Genomic DNA, 23574 nt, shown 5'->3' with positions numbered 1-23574 from the left:
GAAACGCTGTTTCGTCGATGGTACTGAGTGAGTGATTGCTTGGGAGAGTAGAGCGACGCGGGGGGTTTTTTGTTTTTGTGCCTTGCCTTAAATGATGTGTGGGCGCAGGAAACAGAGCTTGACGGCAGCAAAAAGTTTTGCTATTGTCGATGTGCTGAACAAGTCCAGGCTTGGGAGGCGTGGAGTGCGGGTGTAGCTCAGTTGGTAGAGCGCGACCTTGCCAAGGTTGAGGTCACGAGTTCGAGTCTCGTTACCCGCTCCAGAAGAAAAAGAGCTGCAAGGCTCTTTTTTTGTTTTGTATGGCTTTTGTGCAGCTGGAGGGTTTGCTTTTGCTGGGGTTTAAAGATGGTGTTTTTCTGGCTTTTGACCACGCAATCGTCCTGCAAATTCATTACTATAAGATGAGCATGTCTCTAGGCGACTCCAGATGGTTAAAACGGCTGCAGCGCTCATTTCTGCAGCAGAAGAAAATCTTGCACTTCAGGGCGCCACTGGAACATGGGGCACCTTACCTGCTGGATGCCCTCAGGGAAGGGTTGCCTGCACTGGTGTGGTTCGAGATCTCTGAACGTGAACATGGAGATGCAGTGGCGCAGGCCAACAAACTGGCCGAGGCCTTCAACCACACCCTGGGACAGAACATCATTGATTATGGAGTGACTCCGCCCTACATCACCATCATCCTGCAAAGGTATGATGCCCTTTTTGACCGTTATTGTTTTGTGTATTCGGGGAACCAGGTGCTGCCAGGGATGCTGGAGTTGTTTCAACACATGCTGGCATTGGGACACCAGGTGGTGGTGCTGGGTGAGATGAACTTGCCAGATGCACAGGTGGTTTCTGCACAGGAGTTGATGTTGGAACCGGAAGAGGCACTGCAGCTTGCCAGCCTGACTTTTCAATTGCCTGAGGCCACAGTGCAGGCCATTTACCAGAAAAGTCAGGGAATTTTTGAAAAATTCTGGGTGGAAGTTCACTTGCAGAAAGGCTGGTCCATTCCCCATCAACCCTGTGCTGCAGGTCGCCGTGTGCCCAGAGGGTTTGAAGTTGAGATCAAACCTGAATTTTTGTTGCCCTTGCTGCTGAAAAAAGAGAAACATCTGGAGGCCCTGGAACTGGCTGCAGAGGCTTTGCCTGAAAAAGTCCTGGATTTTCTGGAGCAGTCTGCGTCAAGGGTGATTTTGCAGGGGGAGCATGTGCGGCTGTGGCAGGTGCTGAACCGTTTGCCCCCTGAACTGCTCGCCCATGAGGCAGTGATGCGCTGGCGCCTGGAAGCCGCCTATCTGATGGACCGGCATGTCGGTTTGAGGGAAGAAGTGCTGTCCTGTCTGCAGCAGCATGAAGCGCCTGAGTTGCGGGCCCTTGCCGCCAACCTGTGGTTTTTTGGCATGGGTGAAGATTCTTTTGCCGAGGCTTCGAGGGCAGTACAGCACAAACGTTCTTCCCTGACGGTGCAGGCCCTGGCCCGGGCTTTTCGCTGGCAGATCAGGGAACTCCGGGACATCCAGCACTATGTGGACCTGAGTTTTGAGGCCTTGCGTCTGGCAGAAGCCGACAAAAACACCTTGCAGATCATTCGGGCCTCGGTGCACCTTCCTTATTGTTTGCTGCTGAACAACCAGCTGCAGGAAGCCGCCCACTGGGCCAACTGGACCATGCAGTTCTTGAATGCTTTGCCTGTGGTGAATGCTGTGGACCGTTTGCTGACCCTCAATGCCTGGTATTATCTGCGCATTCTGACGGGAGACCATGTGGGGCTGGAAGGCGGGTTGCAGGATGCCCTCAAACTGTCCAGAAACACCAGTGAATCCCTGCATTACCTGCTGCACTGCACCTGGAGTGAATACTGTCTGATTGTGGGTCAGCCCAGTCAGGCCCTGGAACACTGGCTGGAAATCTGGAGCAGTTACAACCGGCATGAACGGGGCAGGTTTGCTTATTACCTGGTGCGCCTGTGCATGGCTCTGGGGCAGGAGAAAGAAGCAGAACAGTATGCCCGTGAAGCCCTGGCGCTCAGTGCAGATGCACCCCTCTGGAAAAGACGCTATGCCCATCTGGCCCTGGCCCTTTCGGTGCTGCATTCCCGCCCCCAGGAGGCTTTGCAGCACCTGAACAGTGTGGAGAACATCGGACCCTTCAAGTACTCTGAGCGGGTCTGGGTGGCTGCTCCACTGTTGAAAAAGATCATTCAGGAAGACCCTCCAGTGCAAAATGAGGACACCAATGAAGCAGAAGAGCAATACATTCGTGCGCTTTCGCTTTATGAACGGCTGGAATATGTGGGTTCCTTTCATTTGCTCAGGGAAAACGAATCAGAACCTCCCAGTTCAGATCTGCTTTACATCAAGACCCTTGGAAGCCAGGAGGTCAGCCTGGCTGGAGAGGTGCTGGACCTTTCCCCCAGACAGGTGGAGATCGTGGTGTTGCTGGCCTTGCATCCTCAGGGTCTGACAGGAGAGCAATTGCTGCTGGAATTGTATGGAGATGCAGGCACCTACAGCAATCTCAAAGCCCTGATTTCCCGCCTGAGGAGGATTGTTCCCATTGTTTCTCAGCCGTACAAGTTGCAATTGGAATACCGGGCAGATTTCCTGGAATTGCAAGAACGCATCCGCCAGGGGCGCATGGAGCAGGTGGTCCGGCTTTATGCAGGTGGTTTCATGGAGCATTCCACTGCGCCGGGCATTGAATCCATGAGGAATGAACTGGAGCGTCAGGTGAAAGCACTGGCAGAAAATTCCCGTGATCCCGATTTTGTGCTGAAACTGGCGGAAAAACTGGAGGATGACCTGGACATCTGGGAGCACCTGTCTCACATCCTTCCCAGGCAGAGCCAGCACTACGCTTTTGTGCTGGCGCAGGTGAAACGCCTGCGTGAAGAATGGGGGGTTGTGTGAGGCTGTTTGGTGCAATGGCATGAACCCCCAGCTGAACTCCAGCTGGGGGTTGGTGTTGGGTGGGGTGTCCTGGTGTTTACTTGCTGCACACAACAGGTGAGATGGAACTGTTTTTGACCGGAGGCGGAGGGGTGGGATCGGCAGCCAGCGCAGCAGATGACAGGAGGCCAAGCAGCATCAGGATGGGCAAGATGGTGTGTTTTTTCATGTCAGACCTCCATCAAATGGCTGAAATCCCCGACCATCACAGGAAAACCCATGCAGGAGAACAAAGTTGAGCCTGGGGTTTCCAGGTGGTTTTGGGTTGCTTCTGTGGGATTGAAGCAACGTCTTCAAGGGTTGCTTTCAGTAAAAGGCATGGGAGGTTTAGAAAGGGTTGATCTGGCAGGCAACCTTCAGGCAACCCAGAGTTCGCTTTACTGGTAAATGATGTGCTGTATGAAAAAAACGTGGGCTGATGCAAACCCCTGTGGTGTGGGGCTGACAGGTGTGGTGCCCAGAAATTCAGGTTCAAGATGACAGATTTGATTCAGGTGAAAGGACTGGGCAAGACCTCAAAGGCCCAGATTGTTTTGCAGGACGTGACGTTCAGGGTGCCGCAAGGCATGCTGAGTGTGATTTCTGGTGCACCCCGTTCAGGCAAAACTTCGGTGCTGCGGGTGATGCTGGGGCTGGAGGCACATCAGCAGGGGCAATGCTCTTTTCTGGATTTGTCTTTGCATCTTCCAGCCAGAAAGCAGATGCTGCATCTGGGTCTGAAACCTCCCAGAATGCTTCCCTGGGTGACCTGTGCAGAGTTTTTATTGCACCTGCCCCACTATCAGGCATTGCTGGATCCCCAGACCTGGGTCTACACGGCCCTGACCCAGGTGGGACTGCAGAAAATGGCCCATGTGTCCGTGTGGTCTCTGAAACGCCACCAGAAGGTGAAGTTGTGGATTGCTGCGCAAATGGGGCCACAAGGTGGACTGCTGTTGCTGGATGAGCCCATGCAGGGCTTGAACGTGCAAGAGCGCCAGGACCTCTGGCTGGTGCTGAGGCGTCTGGTCTGGGAAGGCCGTTCGGTGTTGCTGACCACTTCCTGTCTGAAGGAAGCCGAAATGTACGGCGAATACCTGGTGCTGCTGGACCAGGGCCGGGTGGTGGCCCAGGGTGAATTTGCCCAGTTGACCGCCCAGAGAAGGGTGATTCTGGAAGTGGAAGATACAACAGCTGCAACTTCTGCACTGCATCAACTGGGTCTGGTCCAGCAGGTGGAAGAAGTGCAGGGAGGTGTGATGGTGGACCTGAGCATGGAGCAGGTTCAGAAGATGTTGCCTCTCTTGCAGGAGCAGTGCATCCAGGTCCGTGAATGCCATCCTGAAGCGCTGGTCAGCCTGTATTTGCGTCTGCAGCAGGCAGCGCCCTGAAGTGAAACAGAAATCAGATTTCTGGGGTTTTCAGGGTGGCTGCCACCAAAGGAGCTGCGCTGGCTTTCAATTTTGACCTGCGTTCCAGAAAAAGCTGCTGGGCCACCGCACCCCAGTCTGGAGTGGGCCGCAATTCTGCAGGAAAACTGGGATCAAAGAACAGGAACTTGCGGTAGGCGTGCAGCATGCGAATGAATTCGTAAAACGCTGCTCTGGGTTCTTCTGGAAGGGGAGCATGCTCAAATTCCTGCAGAAAAGCCTGGTAGTGGGTGTTGATGTACCCCAGGTCCCAGGCGTGGGCAATGAGGTCATGGTGGTTCTGGTGCAGACGGGTGGCCTCAAAAATTTCCACTTCCTGTTCCAGGGTGTGGGCACGGGCGAGATCCAGGGCATCCCTCGCTTTGGGGTTGGGGCAGATCCATACCCCTCCGGTGAGCATGCCAAAACCCATCAGGCTCAGCTCTTTGCGGAATTTGTCGCGTTTTTCCCTTTTGCTTTCGGGAATGGTGTAAATCAGCACCCGCCACAGGCCATCCCACTGGTTGGGGGTTCTGGGGTAAAGGCGGTCCAGAAGGCCGTCGATGCGCCACTGCACATCTTCGGTAATGCGGTAGTAACTCTTGCGGCCCAGTTTCTCTGCCTGCAACCAGCCGTTGCGCTGGGCGCGTGAGATGGCGGCACGCACTGCGGGTTCGTTGAAACCCAGCACCTCCATCCATTCCAGAATGCTGCCCACCCAGATGGCTTCTCTTAAGGGGTTGACGTACTCTCCGAGGATGGTAAAGAGGGTAGAACGGGCACGCATGGCTGTTTATTAGATTACACGACTTGCCAGAAAGGGTCAGGGGGCTTTTGTTCTGGGAGGGAACTGCCATTTGGGGGTGTAAAGTAGGGGGGTGTTTGAGTTTGAGATCCAGGCCACTTCAGGCCGTGCCAGAACAGCCACTTTTCACACCCCCAGAGGGAGTGTCACCACCCCGATGTTCATGCCTGTGGGCACCCAGGGCACCGTCAAGGGCATCAGTCCGCAGGAGTTGCTGGATGTGGGCTCCCAGATGATTCTGGGGAACACCTACCACCTGATGTTGCGACCCGGAGAAGAACTGGTGCGCCAGCATGGTGGATTGCCAGGATTCACCGCTTACCCCGGTCCTTTTCTGACCGATTCGGGAGGGTTTCAGGTGATGAGCCTGGGGCACATGCGAACCATCAAGGAAGAAGGCGTGACCTTCAGAAACCACCTGGATGGCAGTCTGGTGTATCTGACCCCCGAACGTTCCATTCAGGTGCAAGAAGCCCTGGGCGCAGATGTGATCATGGCTTTCGATGAATGCCCTCCCCATCCAGCCAGTCCAGAGTATGTGAAAAACAGCCTGGAACGCACCATCCGCTGGCTGGACCGCTGCCTGCAAGTGAAAAGCAGGGAAGACCAGGCCCTGTTTGCCATTGTCCAGGGTGGGGTCTACGAGAACCTGCGCTTGCAGAGCCTGGAGGCCACTTTGCCTTTCCAGACCCCTGGATTTGCCATTGGGGGTCTGGCCGTCGGGGAATCCAAGGAAGAGATGTACCCGATGGTGGATTTCACGGCCCGCCATTTGCCCACCCATAAACCCCGTTACCTGATGGGGGTGGGACATCCAGAGGATCTGGTGGCGGCCATTGGTCTGGGTGTGGACATGTTTGATTGTGTGTACCCCACCCGCACCGGGCGTTTTGGTTATGGCCTGACCGACCAGGGACGCATCAACCTCAATAAGGCCAGCATGAAGACCGATTTGCGGCCTGTAGATGACACCTGCGATTGCTATTGTTGCCAGCACTACACCAGGGCCTACCTTGCTCACTTGATGAGAGCAGAGGAAATGCTGGGCCCGCGCATGCTGTCTTTACACAATTTGCGTTATTTGCACCGTTTGGTGGAGAAAGCCCGCGTTGCCATCGAACAAAATGTCTACACGGAGTGGGCCACGGAATGGGGCAAAGTGTACTTTGGAGGAGCACTCCCGCAGTGGTTCCAGCAGGCTGTGCAGGTCTCCGAATGTGAGTGAGAGATGTGTATCTTTTGGGATCATGAGAGAGATTGTCACACCCGTCACAGGATTTTGCTGTCAAGGCGCATAAATTGATCCTTAATGCTGATGGCTTACTCTCATCTTTGTCTTGACCTATCACACTGATGATGTGTATGATTAGCATGGTCTTTTGTATTGGAGCTTAACTATTCTCGGGGAAAACTCAGAATTGGAGCAGCCATGCAGCAGGCCAGCGGAAGTACGGACGCGTTCATCGTCTATGGGAGAGGAAACTCGGCAACTCGCCCCAGCTGTGCAACCAGACGTGAAAGTACGGATGCGAACTTTATTAGGGGGTAAGTATGAAACTAAGAGCAGTTCTGGCTGTTACCGCAGCACTTTCTTTTGGCGGTGCATTCGCACAGGCCAACTTCAGCGACGTACCCGCTGGCCACTGGGCCAAAGATGCCGTTGAAAAAATGGCTGCCAAAGGTTGCATCATCGGTTTCCCCGACGGAACCTACCGCGGCAACGAAAGCCTCACCCGTTACCAGGCCGCATTGATTCTGGCCCGTTGCTTGCAGGAAGTTCCCACCAGCGTTTTCGGCGCTGAGGACATCGAAGCCCTCAAGAACGCTGTTCAGGAACTGAGCAGCGAACTGGCTGCCCTGGGCGTCCGCATTGCTGACGTCGAGGACAACGCTGCCACCAAAGAAGACGTGGCTGCCCTCGAAGAGCGCGTTGCTGCTCTGGAAGAAGGCGCTGGCGAAAAGACTGGCGAAGGCTTTGATACCTCTGCCATCGAAGACCTGCAGGCCCAGATCGATGAACTGGCTGCTGCTGACGAAGCCACTGCTGGCCAGATCGAAGAACTGACCGGCGCTCTGGATGACCTGGTTGCCCAGCTGGACGACCTCGGTAGCCGTGTGGACGACCTGACCTCTGGCCAGGAAGACCTGGTTTCCCGTGTGGAAGCCCTCGAAGGCGCTGAGCCCGTTGAGCCCGGTGACATCGATCTCTCCTTCGTGGACGACCTGACCGCTGCCATCGACGACGTGAACGCTCGCGTGGACGATCTGGCTGCTGCCCAGGACGACCTGCTGGCTGCCCAGGACGACCTGACCTCTGGTCAGGAAGAACTGGCTGCCAACCTGGAAGACCTGACCGCCACCCTGGACGACCTGTCCGCCAGCCTGGATGACCTCGGCACCCGTGTCGACGATCTGGCTGCTGCCCAGGACGAACTGGTTGCTGCCAACGAAGAAACCGCTGCTCTGCTGGACGAAATCAACAGCCGCATCGAAGAACTCGCTGGTGCCATTGATGACGTGAACGTGCGCGTGGACGACCTCGAAGGCTCCCTGGGCGAACTCGGCGACACCGTTGCCAGCCAGGGCGAGCAGATCGAAGCCAACACCGGCAGCATTGTGGCCCTGCAGGACCTCACCGTGCTCTTCAACGAAGACATCGTGAGCCTGGAAGACCGCATCTCCACCCTCGAGTCTGACAAAGCAGACGCCGCAGACGTGGATGCCCGCTTCACCAACCTGAACCGCGACCTGACCGACCTGACCAACCGCGTGACCGTGGTGGAAACCAACCTGAGCGACCTGCAAGGCAAGTTCAACACCCTGAACGGCACCTTCGGTTTCTCTGTGAGTGGTGAACTGACCAGCGTTTACTACGTCAGCCGCGTCACCACCGTCAACTTCGACATCGACCGCATCATCTCTGGCACCCAGTTCAGCAGTGGTGTGGACTCTGACACCGCCACCGCTGACAGCCCCATTGACTACGTGGACTTCGGCGTGAGCCCTGCCACCGCCACCAAAGTGGACGATGTGTTCGGTTATGGCGTCAACGTGTTCAAAGTGACTGTTGACACCGACAACACCGTCAACAGTGATGGCAAAGGAACTGCCGCTGACGATGCCAACGCTGTGTTCTACACCAGCATTGCCAGTGACGCTGACGTTCTGGACGTCTACTTCCATGGCAACGCCAAAGCTGTGGTGGCCAAGAGAGAAGTGCAGCAGGCCGCTGTGCTCAACGGCTCCAAAGTGGGCAACACCTCCACTGACCTGACCCTCAAGCTGGATTTCGCCAACAAAGGCATCTCTGGCACCAGCGCCAACAGTGGCAAACTGGCCGCTGACACCCAGGCTTTCAATGTCCACAGCGTGACTGCCGAGTTCGGTCTTTCGGACCTGACCTTCAGCAAAGTTGTGACTGGCGATGCCACCGATGCCAAGCCTGTCAGCTTCTACATCAAGGGCGTCACTGTGGTGTTCGATGTCAACGGCGCTCCCATCAAGTTCAATGTGGGCGAGAACGTGAAGACCCAGTTCACCGAATACGTCTTCGACAACAATGTCGCTGGCATTGGTGACGGTTTTGTGGCCACTGTGGACGGCAGCAGCCTGCCCGGCATTGGCGCATTCAAACCCACCCTGACCGTGGCTTACGGCAGCGAAGGCAGCGTTGGTGGAGTTCCTTCTTCCTACAACCGCGGCATCCGTGCAACCATCAGCCCTGTCACCGATGTGAACCTGGGTGTCAGTGCTGCTCAATGGGGCACCGACAGCATGTACGCTCCTGACAGCCTGACCGACACCGTTTTCGGTGCAGACCTGAAAGCCAAAATTGCTGGCTGGAATGTTCAGAGCGAATTCGCCACTGAAACCTTCACCAGCGTTGTGGGCGGCGTGACCACCACCGACAATGCCAGCATCTTCTATGCCCACGCTGACGGCACCGCAGGTCCCCTGACCGTGCGCGCTGATGTGTGGAACCTGGATCCTGACTTTGACGGTGTGTCTTACGACAGCGGCGACGACCACAAGAACCCCTACAACGACATTCAAGTGGTGGGAACCCAGGGTGCATACGTCAACCTGAAAGCCACACTTGGTGCTTTCAAGGTGGGCGGTTACTTTGACCGTATCGCCGACTTTGATGCTCCTGCAGACACCAACATGACCGGTTTTGGTGTGGATGCCAGCGGTCAGCTGTCCATCTTCAAAGTGGGCGCTTACTTTGACAACCTGGCTGTTCATGCTGGTGGAGTCGATGTCGCCCTCACCCGCCTCGGCGCAACTGCTGGTGTGACCCTCGGTGGCTTCGATGTCAACGGCTACTTCCAGACCGTGAGTGTGGATGGAGTGACCGTGGTGGGCACCCCCGCCATTCCTTACGCTGTGGCCCCCTTCAAAGACACCCAGACCAGCAAAGCTGGCGTGGACATCACCGGCAAACTGGCCAGCGTGAACCTCAAAGCAGGCTTCAAACTGGACAGCGGTGTGACCGACCTCGCCGGTGGCGCTGCCGACTGGGACCGCACCACCCTCTACGCTGGTGCAGACACCACCTTCACCGCTGGTGTGCTGACCGTCAAACCTTCCGCCTTCTTTGAAAGCGTGCAGGATGCCGATGTGAACGCCAGCGACCACACCCAGGTGCTGTTCGCAGTGGATGCAAGCACCAGCACCCTGGACACCTTCCTGCGCCCCTCCTTCACCGGGTACTTTGGTTACAAGAACACCGCTTACAGCGATGCTGACTACACCAGCAGCATGCTGGAGTACAGCCTGGGCGTGAAGTCCAGCGACTTCCTGTTCCCCAAGAGCACCCTGGCCTTTGTGTGGGCCGGTGAGACGGGCACCAACATGGCTTACGATCCCTTCGTGGGCGATGTGGCTGGCGGTTACTACGATGTAGATACCGGCGACCTCTCTGTGAGCCTCGGTGGTGTTTACGTCGAGTGGACCTACAACGACCTGAACTTCGCTTACGGTGACTTCACCCTGAACCAGGCTGGCTTCATCAGCAACGGTCAGGCCTTCAAAGTCAGCTACAAAGTCAAGTTCTAAACCTGACTTCTCAAGAAACCTCCGGGGACGCCCGGAGGTTTCTTTTTTTGTTTTTTGTTTTTTTGTTGTGCTCCCGCCCTGTGCTCCTTTACTGTGATCCTCAGATGGGCATGATATGGTGCTGTTATGCGATTTGTGGGTGTGGCAATCTGGGCGCTCCTGCTGGTGGGGGTGGCCCACAGCCAGAATTTGAGCAAAATCAGGGAAATGATTGAGAACGGCGAACTGGTCACCGCCAGAACCCAGCTGCAACAAAGCCTGAAAACCGAATCTGCGGCGGCCCGCATTTTGCTGGCACGGGTGTTTTACTTGCAGGGCAACCTGCCTCAGGCTTTGCTGGAATTGAAAAAAGTTCCTGCTGCAGAATGGACAGCGGAAGCGTTCTGGGTGCGGGGTCTGGTGCTGGCAGAGCAAGGCAAGGTGCCCGAGTCTCTGGCAGACCTGAAAGCTGCAGGTTATCTGGGCAACAATTACCAGTATGTGATGGACTGGGGGGCCACAGCCTGGCGTTTTGGGCATCTGGATGTGGCCAAAGAGGCTTTTGCTTTTGCAGAAGCCCTGGAAGCTTCCCAGCCCTGGCCTTTTTTGAATCTGGGGATGGTGTTGTTTTCCCAGAAGCAACCGGAAATGGCTTTGCAGCACCTCAAGCAGGGACTTGCTGCATTGCAGCAGGCTGGTCAACCCCTGGTGCATCCTGCTTATCCAGAGCTGTACTACTGGATGGGGCAGTGCCATGAGGCCCTGAAGAACTTCAGCATGGCCAGAGAAATGTATCGAGAGGCACTGACAGTGGATCCAGATTACACAGCCGCTGTGACGGCACTGGCTGAGCTGCGCAAATAAAAACATTTGCAGGAGGGGTTTTTCCTGATTTTGGTCTGATGGCCCTGCTTTGGGTTTTAAGCTGGGGTTCAGTTTCTTGTGCGCCATATCACAATCAATGCTTCGGCTTCTGAAATAATCGGTTCATGAACCATTCGGATCCCGAAGCACTTTCCCAATGGGACCCTCTCTATCTGCAACTGGCAGAAGGCCATTTGCGGCTGATGTACCTGTCGCACATGTACGTGGGCAAAATGCTGGACCAGCACGGGCTGCACCACATCCACTACGGGGTGTTGCAGGTGGTGGGAGGCAACACCCCTTACAGCAAGCTGGAATTGCCAGTGAGTGTCAGTGACATTGCCCGCACCATCGGCCTGACCCCGGCCACCAACACCGCCCTGATTGACCGGATGGAAAAGATGCAGCTGCTGGAACGCACCCCGGATGCCAGCGACCGCAGGGTGACTCGGGTGCGCCTCCTCCCAAAGGGGGAAGCACTTCTGAAGGAACTGGAGGACCATTGGAATCGGCATGCCCATGAGCTGTTCTCTGGGGTGTCCAGAGCAGATTTGCAGGTGGTGCAACAGGTGCTCAATTCACTGGAAGGCTGGTATGCACAGCACATGAAGGAGAAACCGTGATTCACAAGATAAAGCGTTTGGCAGGTTGGAAGCTTCTGCTCGGTGCAGGCCTCATCAGTCTGGGCCTGGGCATGGGGCAGGCCCAGAGCTGGACCCAGGAGCTCCTGAAACACCCCAGTGTGCTTTCGGCAAGTTTGCAGTTGCGGGCAGCACAGGCCCAGTTGAATGCCCTGCAGTCCCCGGTGACCCTGGTGGGTGGGGGTGGATATCAAAACACAGATTACGTGGATGGCATGCCAGGATTCAAAGACAGTGCTGGCTGGGATGCCACATTGACAGCATCATTCCAGCTTTTTCCTTATGGTGATGCTGCAGACCAGATCAGCAAAGCCGAAATGGGGGTGAAGCAGGCACAACTGGGCTTTCGGGTGGCTTTGTCACGGGCGGAAACCCAGGTGCTGGTGGCAGCCCATCAATTGCAGCTTGCCCTGCTGGGCAAGCAACTGGCCCAGCAGGGAGAACAACTGGCCCTGAAAAGCCTGGAAGGAACAAAACTCCGGGCCAGCAAAGGGGGAACCAGCCCGGCAGAACTGCGCACTGCAGAAAGTGCCTACCAGGAAGCACAAGAACAGGTGCGTTCTGCAGATGGGAATGTTCGGCTGGCAGAACTGAACCTCAGCTCCTGGGTGGGAAGTGCCCAGGTGCAACTGCCCGAAAACCTGAAATACCCTGTGCCCACTCTGAGTGCAGAACAGCAGAATGCCCTTTTTGCGCTGGAGCAGACCCGCATTCAGGTGGAAGCCCTCAAACGCCAGTTTCTGCCCACCTTCAATGCCAGGTACACCTATCAGGCCAATGCCAACAGCAACCTGACTTTCTCGCTGGATTCCAGCACCCTGCAACCTGCACTCACCTACAAATACGATTCCACAACAGACACCAAGGTGCTGAACAGCCAGCTTGTCCTGGGCCTCAAGTTCACCCTGACCCCCACCCTTGGGGAAGCCTTAAGTGCTGCAGATGCACAACTGGCTGCGGCGGAAGCCACCGTCAAAAATGCAGCCCTCACCCGGGAAGTGCAGGAAGCCAGTCTGAAAATGCGCCATGAGCAGGCCCTCAGGCAGCTGGCCCTGAAAATCCAGGCGGTCAGCAATGCTGCCCTTTCCCTGTCAGAAGCCCAGAAACGTGAAGAGCTGGGCCTCAGCAGTCCTCTGGAAACCCTGAAAGCCAACCTGGATTTGCATCAGGCCCAGCTTGCCGAGCAGCAGGCCCGCCTGGATGTGCTGCAAAAAGTGCTGGATGCTTACCAGTTTTACGCCCTTCCCCCCATCGAGGTGAACCCATGAAAAAGACCCTGCAACACACCCTTTTTGTGACCCTGTTTCTGACCAGCAGTGCTTTTGCACAGCAGTACACCCTTCCAGATGCCCTCAAGCAGGTGGACCAGGTGGGCAGCGTGGTGCTGGCCAAACTGGAAGTGGAAGACGCACAGGCCAACCTGACCCGCACCCTCTCGGATCCGCTGTTGACCCGTCCCACCGAAATTCAGGCAAAGCAACGCCTCAAAACCGCCCAGGTCAAATATGACGATGCCGTGCGTCAGGCACAGTCCCAGATTGTCAGTGCCTACACCTCTGTTCTGGAGGCCCAGTTTCAGGTGACGCTGCTGCGCAAGTCCTCTGATGTGCTGGAACAGGCCCTGAAAATTGCCCAGATCCGCCAGAAAAATGGCAGTGGCACGGCCCTGGATGTCAAAGATGCAGAGCAGCAGGTGGCTGATGCTGAAAAGAACGTCACGGCAGCCACCAATGGCCTGAACCTCGCCAAACAGAGCCTTTCCAATCTGATCGGGAAATTTGACAAGATCAGCGATCAACTGGGTTTGCCAGATTTGCCCAAAAGTGAAGCCATTGCCCAGATTGTGGAACGCAGCCCCAACACCCTGCAAATTGCCCAGGCTGTGGAACTGACCCAGATGCAACTGGATTTGCTGGATCCCAGCTATGCTGCCCAGACCCAGATCGACAGCGCAAAAAGCAGCGTGACCCAGGCCCAGCAGAACCTTTCGGATGTGAAGAACAGCCTGAAAGTGCAGGCCCAGAGCCTGTATGACAACCTGCTTTCTGCCCAGAAAAGCTACAACGTGCAACTGAAAGCCAGAGAGAATGCGAAAGAGCAACTGGCCACCCAGAAAAAACGCCTTTCGGGCGGACTGATCAGCCCTTTTGATTACCTGCGGGCCGAACTGACCGAGCTGCAATCTGAACTGGCCCTGCTGCAGGCCAGAGACACGTACCTGAAAGCCTACTACGCCTTCCAGGCAGGTTCAGGGGGACGTTGATGCGCAAACTGTGGTTTCTGGGGGTGGGCGCCGCCTTGCTGTTGGCTGCCTGCACCCCCAAAGAGAAGGAGCAGTCCCAGACCACAGAATCAAAGCCAGAAGTGGTCAAGCAGGAACTGACCCGCAAGGTGAAAGTGGTGCAGGCCACCTCTGGGGTGCTCAGCAGTGACCGCACAGTCAGCGTGACCCTCAGCCCGGTCAAAGAAAGCTTTGTGGGCAGCACGGGCAGCGGTCAGGTCAAAGCCATTCTGGCTCCAGAAGGCACAGCGGTTCAGAAAGACCAGACGGTCATTGAGCTGGACACCGACGCTCTGAACACCCAGGTCAGCAACGCTGAACTGTCGGTGCGTTCTGCCCAGATCAACCTGGACAAGGCCCGTAAGGCCCAGCAGGAAAGCCTGGTCTTGCTGCAAGCCCAGGTGGCGACCGCCAGTCAGAGCCTCAAACTGGCCCAGAAGCGTTACAGCGAGGGGCTGGAACTGCAGAAGGTGGGGGGCATTGCCCAGCTGGATTTGCAGAACCTCAGCCTGAATGTCAGCAATGCTGAGAACCAGTTGCAGAGCGCACAGGACAGCCTGACCCGCACCGGACGCTCTGGAAAAGAAGACCTGGCCCTCCTGGAAGTGCAGGTCAGCCAGGCCCAGAACCAGGCCCAGACCGCCCGCAAAGCCATGCAGGATGCCCGAATCAAAGCGCCCTTTGGTGGGGTGATCAATGAGGTCAGTGTGAATGTGGGCGAGTTCCTGTCCACAGGAGCACGTGCCTTCAGGATTTCCGATCCTTCCACCCTGGAGGGGGTGTTCAGGCTTCCTCCTGAGCAGTCCAGCCAGTTCACAGTCGGAACCCCGCTGGTGCTCAAATTTGCAGGCAAGGATTACACCGCCAGACTGGTGCGCCAGAGTCAGGTTCCTGGCCAGGACCGCCTGATTGAACTGGTGGCACGGGTGGGTGCAGCAGGGCAGATTCCTGCAGGCAGCACCGCCACCCTGGCTTACGACCTGCGCATTGCCAAAGGCACCCTGGTGCCCGCCAGTGCCCTCAGGGTCACAGAAGGCATCACCCAGGTCTTTGTGGTGAAAGACAACCTCGCAAAAGCCGTGCAAGTGAGCAGCCTGGGAGAAGCAGATGGCAAAGTGGCCCTCTCTGGTCTGCAGGGAGGCGAGCATGTCATTTACCCCCTGCCTGCAGAGCTGACCGAAGGCACCCGCGTTGAGGTGGTGCAGTGAAAGAAAGCCCAATCGTCCAGTTTTTCGTGAACCGTTTTGTGTTTGCGACGGCGATCTTTGGGGCACTGATTCTGGTGGGCATCATCAGCTTCCGGGGCATTGGGGTGGATGTGCTGCCCAAATTCGAGGTGCCGGTGGTGGCCGTGGTCACCACTTACCCTGGAGCAGGCCCCGAGGAGGTGGCCAACCAGGTCTCCAAACCCATTGAAGATGCACTGGCCACCCTGCCCGGCATTGACTCGGTGAGTTCCACCAGCAGTGAGAACGTCTCGCAGGTGATCGTGCAGTTTGAGTACGGCAAGAACCCCGATCAGGCTGCTGTGGAGGTCTCCCAGCGGGTCAACAGCGCCAGAAGCAGCATTCCCTCAGACGCCAATGCCCCGGTGGTGGAAAAATTCGACCCCACTGCGCAGCCGATCCTCTCGGTGGCGCTCAGTGCTCCCGGTCAGGATTTGCTGGAGGTCTCCAAGTACGCAGAGGACATCCTGAAACTCAAGCTGCAACGGGTTTCCGGGGTCACCGGGGTGACGGTGAACGGTGCCCCCACCCGCCAGATTCAGATCCTGGTGGATCCTGCCAGACTGGCCGCCTACAAGATCACCCCCTCGCAGATTTCGCAGGCCATCTCTGCCAACAGCCTGAACCTGGCTGCCGGATCCAGCAACTTTCAGGGTGAGCGCATCACCTACAGCCTGAGGAACACCGCAAAAACCACCCAGGACGTGGCCAACATCACCGTGGATTCTTCCCGTGGCCTGAAAGTGCAGGACCTGGCCGTGGTGCGGGACAGCAGTGCTGAACTGGATTCCTACAGCCGGGTGAATGGTGAACCTGTCATCACCCTTTCCATCCAGAAAAGCAGCGATTCCAACAGCGTGTCGGTGGCGGCAGACATTCGGGCCATGCTGGCAGACCTGAAACTGCCCGAGGGATACAAAACCACCATCGTTTCCGACACCACCGAGGCCATCAAGCTGCAGGTGGAGGACACCTGGAAAGACGCCCTGCTGACCATTCTGGTGGTGAGCATCGTGTGTCTGGTGTTTCTGGGGAAACTGAACACGGTGTTTTCGGTGGTGCTGGCGATCCCGATTTCCATTCTGGGTGCCATCATCATGTTCAAGCTGCTGGGGTTCACCTTCAACATCATCTCGCTGCTGGCCATCATTGTGGCGGTGGGTATCGTTGTAGACGACTCCATCGTGGTGGCGGAAAACGTGGAGCGTTACCGCCGTCTGGGATACAGTCTGAAAGAGTCGGTGCTGAAAGGGGCCAGTGAGGTCACCAGTGCGGTTTCTGCCTCCACGCTGTCCCTGATGGCGGTGTTCATTCCCATCAGCTTCCTGCCCGGCATTGTGGGACAGTTCTTCAAACAGTTCGGGGTGGTGCTGGCTGCTGCGGTGGCGGTGTCCTGGGCAGAAGCCCTGTTCTTTCTGACCGTGCGCATGGCCTACTTCCCGGATCCCAAAGAGCTGACCTTCAGTGAAGCTGCCCGACACACCCTGGGTCCTAAAAATTTTGTGCATGGGGTCACAACGTTTTACAAAAACCCCTGGAGTTTGCTCACCCTGACGGTTCTGATGTTTTGGCTGGGCATCAAACAACCCACAGGTCTGGTGGGTGTGATTGCCTACCCTCTGGCCTGGGGGCTGTTCATTTACCTGTTCAACATCGTCTTTGAGCTGTTCAACGCCACCTCCAGCAACCTGCATGAACTGAACAACCGGGGATTCAACGGGCTGCAGAACGGGTATGCCAGCATTCTGGCTGCAGGATTGAAGCGCCCCTGGATCATCATTGTGCTGGCTGTTTTGACCCTGCTGTCTCTTGGGGTGGTGGGTCCCAAAATCCCCTTCAACTTCACCCCCAAAACCGACAACAGCATCCTGATTGTCAATCTGAAACAGCCCAAAGGCACCAGCCTGTCCAGCACCAACGAGAACACCCGGCTGCTGGAAAACTACTTCCTGAAAAAGCCGGAAGTGAAAGTGGTGGAAACCCAGGTGGGCTCTGGCGGCCCCGAACGGTCTTCCATGACCATCGAACTGCTGAAAAAAGGCCAGCGTTCCCGCAGCGTGTACGAACTGGCGGAAGACTACCGCAAGGACGTTGCAGAGCTGTACAAGAACAACCCCCAGGTGGATGTCAAACTGCAGATTCCGCAGGGCGGACCCCAGGGAGAGAGCGACATCGCCTACTTCCTGAAAGCCCCCACCCCGGAACTGCTGGCCGAGCGCACCGAAAAGATGATGGATGTGCTGCGGGCCAGACCCTACACCGTGGATGTGCGCAGCAACCTTTCTGAAACCACTCCAGAACAGGTTTTCATTCCAGACCGGGACAGGCTGGTCGGAACAGGAATCACCCCCTTTGACATCGCCAACACCCTCAAGACCTTCAACTCCGGGTCAGAGGCGGGCATTGTCCGTCGCAACGGGGATGAATACAAGATCGTGCTGAAAGCCGATCCGGGTCTGGTGGGCAATGCCTCGGCCCTGCTTTCCCTGCCCATCTCTTCCCCTGCCCTGCAAGGCTCTTTGCCGCTGTCTGCCCTGGGACACTTTGAATCCAGCCGTGCCCCGGCCCAGTTGACCCGTCAGGACCAGCAATTCGGCACCGTGGTTTATGCCAACCTGCGCCCAGGCGCTCCCGGTCTGGCCCAGGTGCAGAAAGAATTGCAGCAGGACTTTGTGGACCAGAAGGTCATTGACGATCAGGTGACGCTGGCGCAGGACGGCAACAGCGAGTTCCTGAATGACCTGATCAGCGCAGCGCCCTTTGCTTTCGGGCTGGCCCTGGTGCTGAACTTCCTGGTGATCGCCAGCCAGTTCAACAGCTTCAGGTACCCTTTCTACATCCTGCTGCCCATTCCGCTGGCCCTGGTGGGTGCCTTCTGGTTCAGCTACTGGTTTGGGACGGGTCTGGATGTGGTCAGTGTGCTGGGAACGGTGCTGCTGATCGGTCTGGTCACCAAAAACGCCATTTTGCTGCTGGACTTCGTGGTGCGGGAGGCCAAAAGCATGGATTTGCGTGAAGCACTGGTGGAAGCCGCCAAACTGCGTCTGCGCCCCATCCTGATGACCACCATCACCGTGCTGGTGATCTCGTTGCCCCTGATTCTGGGCATCGGAGAAGGGGGAGAGCTGCGTAAACCCCTGGGTGTGATTGTGCTGGGAGGGGTGCTCACTGGAACCCTGCTGACCCTTTTTGTGGTGCCAGCGGTGTTTTACCTCTTTGAGCGCAAACGTTTTGAGAGTGGTGTGCGTCTGATCGCAGAATAAAATCAACCAAAGCCAGCTGAAAAACCTGTCCATGAGGAAGAACCCTGACCATCAGGGTTCTTCTGTGTTCAAAGGGGCATTTTGTGGCTTTTCCCATCAAACTTTCAAAAGCAAGCCAGCAAACGTTTTGAATTGAATGCAAAAAAACTGCACTGGCAGCCAGGAAACACCATTTGCACAGACAACATGGTGTTTCAGGTGACCTTCATCACATCCAGCCCTCAGGGGTTGATCACACCTTTCTGCAAAAAGCAAACCTAAAATGACCCTATGAAGCAGGAAGAGCAGAACAGCTTTGTGATGGCTGCGCACCACGACCTGAACAAAGTGAAACAGCTCCTCAGGAACATCCCCGGACTGGTTCACGCCCGGGCCAGCTGGAATGAAACCCCCCTTGGAGCCGCTGCCCATGTGGGGAACAAAGACATCATGGCCTTCCTGATCGAGGCTGGAGCCAAACCCGACATCTGCACCTGGGCCGCCCTGGGCAACCTGGATGAGGTCATGAAAACCGTGCAAAAACACCCCGAATGCGTACAGGCCAGAGGGGCCCACAACCTCAGCGTGGTGTTCCACGCCATCATGGGAGGCAACTTCGAGGTGCTCAAATGCCTGGTTCAGCAGGGTGCTCCTGTCAATGAACCCGAAGGCACCCTCACCCCCCTGCACGTGGCCGTGGTCAAAGGAGACCGGGAAGCTGTGGAATTCCTGCTTGATCAGGGCGCAGACCGCAAAACCCGCGACCGGGAAGGCAAAACCCCTCTGGAGCGGGCGCGATTGATTGGGGCCAAAGTGGTGGATTTGCTGAGGTGAAGAGGCCGGGGGCCCTGAGACAAAGCCTCTCTGGACGCCCCGCCCCCACCCGTGGTACACTCTTTTTTACGTGCCAAAAAGGCATGAAGTAAAAGTGAACAGTGACTCTGTTTGAACTGAAGCACTGGTCCGCCTTTTGCGAAGGAGCATATCATGACCCTCAACCGTGGCAGCATTCTGCGCAGTGTGACCCAGGCGCAAATCCGTACCGACATCCCCGAATTCCGCGCTGGTGACACCGTCCGTGTGGACACCAAAGTGGTCGAAGGCACCCGCACCCGTGTGCAGGCTTTCGAAGGCGTTGTCATTGCCGTGAACAACAGCGGTGCAGGCAAGAGCTTCACCGTGCGCAAAATTTCCTTTGGTGAAGGCGTGGAGCGTGTCTTCCCCTTCAACAGCCCCATCATCCAGGGCGTGACTGTGCTGGAACGCGGTAAAGTGCGTCGCAGCAAGCTGTACTACCTGCGTGAACTGCGCGGCAAAGCAGCCAAGATCAAAGCCGACCGTGGCCGCATGCTGCAGGCTGGCGCTGCCAAAAAACAGAAGTAATTTGTTTCAAGCGAAGCAAAAGGAGGCCATGCAGCCTCCTTTTGCTTTTTGTCTCCTGTTCAGTGACGGCTCAAAACACGGCAGGTTTGAAAGCCTGCAGCGAAAAGCTTACCATTGTAAAGGTTAACCCTGGTTAAAGGAGATTCAAAATGAAAACCCCTGTTAGAGTTGCAGTGACCGGAGCCGCAGGACAGATCGGCTACAGCTTGCTTTTCCGCATCGCCTCGGGTGAAATGCTCGGCAAGGATCAGCCCGTGATTCTGCAACTGCTGGAAATCCCCCAGGGCCTCAACGCCCTGAAGGGTGTGGCCATGGAACTTGAAGACTGCGCTTTCCCGCTGCTGGTGGGCATTGTGCAGACCGATGATCCCAACGTTGCTTTCAAAGATGCAGATTACGCGCTGCTGGTCGGTGCCCGCCCCCGCAGCAAAGGCATGGAGCGCAAGGACCTGCTGGAAGCCAACGGAGCCATCTTCACCGTGCAGGGCAAGGCCATCAACGATGTGGCTTCCCGCAATGTGAAGGTGCTGGTGGTGGGCAACCCCGCCAACACCAACGCCCTGATTGCCTCCAAGAGCGCTCCTGACCTCTCCCCCCGCCAGTTCCACGCCATGGTGCGTCTGGACCACAACCGCGCCGTTTCTCAGATTGCGGGCAAACTGGGCGTTCCCTCCACCGATGTGGAAGACGTGATCATCTGGGGCAACCACAGCGCCACCCAGTACCCCGATCCTTACAACGCCAAAGTGAACGGCAAGTCCTTCGCCGAGCAGGTGGATGAAGAGTACCTGGTGAATGACTTCATTCCCACCGTGCAAAAACGCGGTGCGGCCATCATTGAGGCCCGTGGCCTGTCCAGCGCTGCCAGTGCTGCCAATGCTGCCATCGACCACATGCACGACTGGGCCCTGGGCACCGGAGACAAGTATGTTTCCATGGGCGTTCCCAGTGACGGCAGCTACGGCATTCCCGAAGGTGTGGTTTACGGTTACCCCTGCATCTGCAAAGATGGCGACTACGAAATCGTGCAGGGTCTCCCTGTCAATGACTTCTCCCGCGAGCGCATGCAGGCCACCCTGCAGGAGCTGCAGGAAGAAGCCGACGCGATTTCCCACCTGTTTGCCAAATAAGCCTTCACCTCGCTGCGTTTTCCTCTCCCTGTCAGGGAGAGGATTTTTTTGGTGTGCCACACTGCTGTACCGGAATTGCTTTTCCAGCACAATGCCCCTTGTGAAGAAACCTCTGCCTGAACTGGGTCTGGTCTGCATCACCTGCGGTCCAGAAGTGAGATACCGCACCACCACGCTGGCCCGTCACAAGCAATTTTCTGAAGAGGAGCAAAAGGGCAGGCTTGCAGATTTGTACCAGAGCAACCTCAACACGCTGCTGTCTGCGCTGGATTTTGTGCATCAGGAAGGCTGGAAGCTGTACCGGGTAACGGCAAACCTGTTCCCGCTCAGCGATCTGGAAGATGGTCTGGGCAAAGCCATTTTGCTGGAGATGCAAGAACAGCTGGCAGAGGTGGGCCAAAAGGCAGAGCGCCTGGGCATCCGGGTGGGGGTGCATCCCGATCAGTTTGTGGTGCTCAGTTCTGAGTCTGAACGGGTGATTCAGAACAGTGTGCAGATCCTGGAGCACCAGGGCTGGCTGATGGACTTGCTGGGGCTTCCCAGGTCCAGCTGGGCTTTCATGAACATCCACGGTGGCAAAGGAGGCAGAGGGTTCAAGCTGGTGGAAACCATCCAGACCCTCTCTGAAGGTGTGAAATCCAGATTGACCCTGGAGAACGACGAGAAGATCTACTCTGCCAGAGAGATTTTTGAGGCCTGCATTGCCGCAGGGGTGCCCATGGTTTTTGATTCCCATCACCATGTGGTCAAAGAAAAACTGCCTTCCCTGTCGGATCCCAGCATCGAGCAGTGGGTCAAACTGGCCCGTGAGACCTGGTCCGAGCCCTCCTGGCAACTGGTGCACCTGTCCAGCGGCAGGGAAGGTTTGCACGACAGCCGCCACCATGACCTGATTCTGGATTTCCCGGAGGCCCTGTGGGACGCGCCCTGGATTGAGGTGGAAGCCAAAGGCAAAGAAACCGCCCTCAGGAATTTGAAGGCGGCTTTGCAGTCTCAGGTGTAAATTTCAGGACAGTTGCAGGTCCAGGTATTGTGGAGGCACATTTTCGGTGAGCCACACACCATTGTCTGACACATAAAAAACATAGCCATCCTGCTGCATTTCCCGGGCACTGACGGTCAGGATGATGGGTTTGCCGCGTCGGGTGCCCACTTTTTCAGCGGTCTGCAGGTCCAGCGAGAGGTGCACGTGCTGGCGGTCGCCTTTTTTGAGGCCTTCCTGCATGATGCTGTCCAGGAAGCGTTCCACTGTTCCGTGATAGAGGGTTTCTGGAGGATCTGCAGGGGAAAGCTGCAGGTCCACTTTCACAGAGTGCCCCTGGTTGGCACGGATTTTGCTGCCATCTTCTGAGAAGGAAAAGCGCTGTTTCTGGCTGTCTTTCACGATTTTCTGCAGGAATTTGAGGTCAAATTTTGGCTCCTTGAATTTGACGGCTTTGACAAGTGCGTCAGTTTCCACCCAGCCTGAAGCGTCCATGTTCAGATTCAGGGTCTCAGGGGAATGCCTGAGCAAAAACGACAATAATTTTTCTAGTTTGATCCAGTCCATGCAGCCATGGTAAAGGAGTTGGGCAAGTTCCAACACCTGCTTATGGCTTAAGCAGGGTGGCACATCTGGACACGGGTTGAGGGGCACTTGACAAAATATAGTTAGCCGTCTAACATAAAACCAGAAGGAGACGGATGACCGTCGAGGATCAGCACAGTCTGGGTCGTGCCATTGTTCAGATGGCCCGCACACACAAATACGCAGCGCAACTGCTTTTGCAGAAGCTGGGGCTTCACCCTGGCCAGGATTTCCTGTTGCTGCTGCTGGACCGTGTGGGAGAAACCCGATTGACCACCCTCAGCGAACATCTGGAAGTGCAGCCTCCCACCGCCAGCAAGATGGTGGCCAGACTGGAAAAAGAAGGATTTCTGGAGCGCATTCCCGATCCCACCGACACCCGCGCCACTTTGATTTGCCTTTCGCCTGCAGGAAAAGCCCTGATTCCACAAATCGTGGAGGTCTGGGACGAACTGGAGAAACTCACGGTGCAAGGGCTCAGTCAGGCGGAAATAATGCTGCTGAACCGCATGTTTAAACAGATCACCCAAAACCTGGGGGAGCCTCCCGGCGGCTTCTGCTGATTTTTGTGCTCAATACATAGCCGGCTAAATAAAAGGAGAGATCCATGACCACCCCCATCCTGCTTCGCAAGGCCACGCAGGCCGCCCTGATTGCTGCCGTTCTCAACGTACTGGTCTTCCTGATCGCAAAAATTACTGGCGTTCCCCTGCAGGTCTTTCAGGGCACCATCCCCATGGACCTGACTGCCCTCCCGGTGGCCCTTGCCACCCTGATTCCTGCTTATGTGGCTGCAGGGGTTTATGCTCTGGCCCAGAGGGCTGGAAGCAGGGGCGTGCTGGTCTTTCAGGGCATTGGCTGGGTTTTTCTGCTGCTGTCCTTCTTCCCGGTGGTCACCATGCCCGTTGCACTGGCCACCAAACTGGTGCTGGCCCTGATGCACACCATTGCTGGCGTGACCATCCTGACCCTTCTGAATGCCAGACCTGAAGCTGTGCGCACCGTGGCCCGCAGCTGAGCAGTCCCCTTGCAAGAAGAACACCACCAAAAAGAAACCCCGGAAATCTGTTTCCG

19 protein-coding genes and 1 tRNA gene are annotated in these 23574 nt (G+C 56.5%); 17 read left to right on the top strand and 3 right to left on the bottom strand.

From position 1 onward, the window contains the following. Nucleotides 1–186 precede the first annotated feature (186 nt). A tRNA-Gly gene (locus tag IEY52_RS18010) sits at nt 187–262 on the top strand. Between the two features lie 211 nt (nt 263–473). Then, entirely contained in the window at nt 474–2897 is a 2424-nt protein-coding gene (locus IEY52_RS18005) for a helix-turn-helix domain-containing protein (protein WP_189004976.1), read from the top strand. A gap of 76 nt (nt 2898–2973) precedes the next feature. On the opposite strand, the gene IEY52_RS26985 is transcribed toward IEY52_RS18005, so the two are convergent. Then, nucleotides 2974–3105: a hypothetical protein gene (locus IEY52_RS26985; RefSeq protein ID WP_268239736.1), complete on the bottom strand. Its 132-nt coding sequence runs from the start codon at nt 3103–3105 to the stop codon at nt 2974–2976. Nucleotides 3106–3412: 307 nt separating this feature from the next. Between IEY52_RS26985 and IEY52_RS18000 the strand changes: the two genes are divergently transcribed. Beyond that, nucleotides 3413–4306: an ATP-binding cassette domain-containing protein gene (locus tag IEY52_RS18000; RefSeq protein WP_189004974.1), complete on the top strand. Its 894-nt coding sequence runs from the start codon at nt 3413–3415 to the stop codon at nt 4304–4306. A gap of 13 nt (nt 4307–4319) precedes the next feature. Here IEY52_RS18000 and IEY52_RS17995 read toward each other — a convergent pair whose 3' ends face one another. Beyond that, entirely contained in the window at nt 4320–5111 is a 792-nt protein-coding gene (locus tag IEY52_RS17995; RefSeq protein ID WP_189004964.1) for a PaaX family transcriptional regulator, read from the bottom strand. A 91-nt stretch (nt 5112–5202) separates the two neighbouring features. Here IEY52_RS17995 and tgt point away from each other — a divergent pair, with 91 nt between their 5' ends. The 12 genes from tgt to uvsE all read left to right on the top strand — a co-directional run bounded on the left by tgt (nt 5203) and on the right by uvsE (nt 21936). After that, entirely contained in the window at nt 5203–6354 is a 1152-nt protein-coding gene (tgt, locus tag IEY52_RS17990) for a tRNA guanosine(34) transglycosylase Tgt (RefSeq protein ID WP_189004962.1), read from the top strand. 326 nt (nt 6355–6680) lie between these two features. Continuing rightward, on the top strand, nt 6681–10187 hold the full coding sequence (locus IEY52_RS26760; protein ID WP_229684861.1) for an S-layer homology domain-containing protein: 3507 nt from the start codon (nt 6681–6683) through the stop codon (nt 10185–10187). Between the two features lie 126 nt (nt 10188–10313). Beyond that, the gene (locus IEY52_RS17980; protein WP_189004960.1) at nt 10314–11030 is read left to right on the top strand and encodes a tetratricopeptide repeat protein; all 717 of its coding nucleotides are present in this window, start codon (nt 10314–10316) and stop codon (nt 11028–11030) included. A gap of 125 nt (nt 11031–11155) precedes the next feature. After that, nucleotides 11156–11653 carry a MarR family winged helix-turn-helix transcriptional regulator gene (locus IEY52_RS17975; RefSeq protein ID WP_189004959.1) on the top strand — a complete coding sequence of 166 codons (498 nt, stop codon included), beginning with the start codon at nt 11156–11158 and terminating at the stop codon, nt 11651–11653. Beyond that, a complete protein-coding gene (locus tag IEY52_RS17970) occupies nt 11650–12939 on the top strand; it encodes a TolC family protein (RefSeq protein WP_189004958.1) in 1290 nt (429 codons plus the stop codon). The genes IEY52_RS17975 and IEY52_RS17970 overlap by 4 nt, the downstream gene beginning before the upstream one ends. Then, nucleotides 12936–13934 carry a TolC family protein gene (locus tag IEY52_RS17965; protein ID WP_189004957.1) on the top strand — a complete coding sequence of 333 codons (999 nt, stop codon included), beginning with the start codon at nt 12936–12938 and terminating at the stop codon, nt 13932–13934. The genes IEY52_RS17970 and IEY52_RS17965 overlap by 4 nt, the downstream gene beginning before the upstream one ends. Further along, nucleotides 13934–15160, top strand: coding sequence for an efflux RND transporter periplasmic adaptor subunit (locus IEY52_RS17960; protein WP_189004956.1), 1227 nt, complete (start codon nt 13934–13936; stop codon nt 15158–15160). The genes IEY52_RS17965 and IEY52_RS17960 overlap by 1 nt, the downstream gene beginning before the upstream one ends. After that, a complete protein-coding gene (locus IEY52_RS17955; RefSeq protein WP_189004955.1) occupies nt 15157–18441 on the top strand; it encodes an efflux RND transporter permease subunit in 3285 nt (1094 codons plus the stop codon). The genes IEY52_RS17960 and IEY52_RS17955 overlap by 4 nt, the downstream gene beginning before the upstream one ends. 270 nt (nt 18442–18711) lie before the next feature. Next, nucleotides 18712–19254, top strand: a complete 543-nt coding sequence (locus tag IEY52_RS17950; RefSeq protein WP_189004953.1) for an ankyrin repeat domain-containing protein — start codon at nt 18712–18714, stop codon at nt 19252–19254. A gap of 153 nt (nt 19255–19407) precedes the next feature. After that, nucleotides 19408–19803: a 50S ribosomal protein L19 gene (gene rplS, locus IEY52_RS17945; protein ID WP_189004951.1), complete on the top strand. Its 396-nt coding sequence runs from the start codon at nt 19408–19410 to the stop codon at nt 19801–19803. Nucleotides 19804–19952: 149 nt separating this feature from the next. Continuing rightward, nucleotides 19953–20933 carry a malate dehydrogenase gene (locus IEY52_RS17940; protein WP_189004949.1) on the top strand — a complete coding sequence of 327 codons (981 nt, stop codon included), beginning with the start codon at nt 19953–19955 and terminating at the stop codon, nt 20931–20933. A 100-nt stretch (nt 20934–21033) separates the two neighbouring features. Continuing rightward, a complete protein-coding gene (gene uvsE, locus IEY52_RS17935) occupies nt 21034–21936 on the top strand; it encodes a UV DNA damage repair endonuclease UvsE (protein WP_229684860.1) in 903 nt (300 codons plus the stop codon). 3 nt (nt 21937–21939) lie between these two features. On the opposite strand, the gene IEY52_RS17930 is transcribed toward uvsE, so the two are convergent. Then, nucleotides 21940–22482 (bottom strand): RNA 2'-phosphotransferase, encoded by a 543-nt coding sequence (locus IEY52_RS17930; RefSeq protein ID WP_189004945.1) that lies wholly within the window; start codon nt 22480–22482, stop codon nt 21940–21942. 134 nt (nt 22483–22616) lie between these two features. Here IEY52_RS17930 and IEY52_RS17925 point away from each other — a divergent pair, with 134 nt between their 5' ends. Both IEY52_RS17925 and IEY52_RS17920 read left to right on the top strand, forming a co-directional pair. Beyond that, nucleotides 22617–23063 (top strand): MarR family winged helix-turn-helix transcriptional regulator, encoded by a 447-nt coding sequence (locus IEY52_RS17925; protein WP_189004943.1) that lies wholly within the window; start codon nt 22617–22619, stop codon nt 23061–23063. A 44-nt stretch (nt 23064–23107) separates the two neighbouring features. Further along, nucleotides 23108–23518, top strand: a complete 411-nt coding sequence (locus IEY52_RS17920) for a DUF6069 family protein (protein WP_189004941.1) — start codon at nt 23108–23110, stop codon at nt 23516–23518. Nucleotides 23519–23574 lie beyond the last annotated feature (56 nt).

The organism is Deinococcus roseus (genome assembly GCF_014646895.1).
Classification (GTDB): domain Bacteria; phylum Deinococcota; class Deinococci; order Deinococcales; family Deinococcaceae; genus Deinococcus_C; species Deinococcus_C roseus.
Note: the sequence above shows the minus strand (reverse complement) of the source record. Positions and strands in the feature narration are given on the sequence as shown.

Excerpts from the sequence above, each read along its gene's own strand:
- IEY52_RS17950 (WP_189004953.1), top strand. The coding sequence starts at position 18,712 with ATGAAGCAGGAAGAGCAGAACAGCTTTGTGATGGCTGCGCACCACGAC.
- IEY52_RS17980 (WP_189004960.1), top strand. The coding sequence starts at position 10,314 with ATGCGATTTGTGGGTGTGGCAATCTGGGCGCTCCTGCTGGTGGGGGTG.
- IEY52_RS17930 (WP_189004945.1), bottom strand. The coding sequence starts at position 22,482 with ATGGACTGGATCAAACTAGAAAAATTATTGTCGTTTTTGCTCAGGCAT.
- IEY52_RS17940 (WP_189004949.1), top strand. The coding sequence starts at position 19,953 with ATGAAAACCCCTGTTAGAGTTGCAGTGACCGGAGCCGCAGGACAGATC.
- IEY52_RS17965 (WP_189004957.1), top strand. The coding sequence starts at position 12,936 with ATGAAAAAGACCCTGCAACACACCCTTTTTGTGACCCTGTTTCTGACC.
- rplS (WP_189004951.1), top strand. The coding sequence starts at position 19,408 with ATGACCCTCAACCGTGGCAGCATTCTGCGCAGTGTGACCCAGGCGCAA.
- IEY52_RS17925 (WP_189004943.1), top strand. The coding sequence starts at position 22,617 with ATGACCGTCGAGGATCAGCACAGTCTGGGTCGTGCCATTGTTCAGATG.
- IEY52_RS17995 (WP_189004964.1), bottom strand. The coding sequence starts at position 5,111 with ATGCGTGCCCGTTCTACCCTCTTTACCATCCTCGGAGAGTACGTCAAC.
- IEY52_RS26985 (WP_268239736.1), bottom strand. The coding sequence starts at position 3,105 with ATGAAAAAACACACCATCTTGCCCATCCTGATGCTGCTTGGCCTCCTG.
- IEY52_RS18000 (WP_189004974.1), top strand. The coding sequence starts at position 3,413 with ATGACAGATTTGATTCAGGTGAAAGGACTGGGCAAGACCTCAAAGGCC.
- IEY52_RS26760 (WP_229684861.1), top strand. The coding sequence starts at position 6,681 with ATGAAACTAAGAGCAGTTCTGGCTGTTACCGCAGCACTTTCTTTTGGC.
- IEY52_RS17975 (WP_189004959.1), top strand. The coding sequence starts at position 11,156 with ATGAACCATTCGGATCCCGAAGCACTTTCCCAATGGGACCCTCTCTAT.
- IEY52_RS17920 (WP_189004941.1), top strand. The coding sequence starts at position 23,108 with ATGACCACCCCCATCCTGCTTCGCAAGGCCACGCAGGCCGCCCTGATT.
- IEY52_RS17960 (WP_189004956.1), top strand. The coding sequence starts at position 13,934 with ATGCGCAAACTGTGGTTTCTGGGGGTGGGCGCCGCCTTGCTGTTGGCT.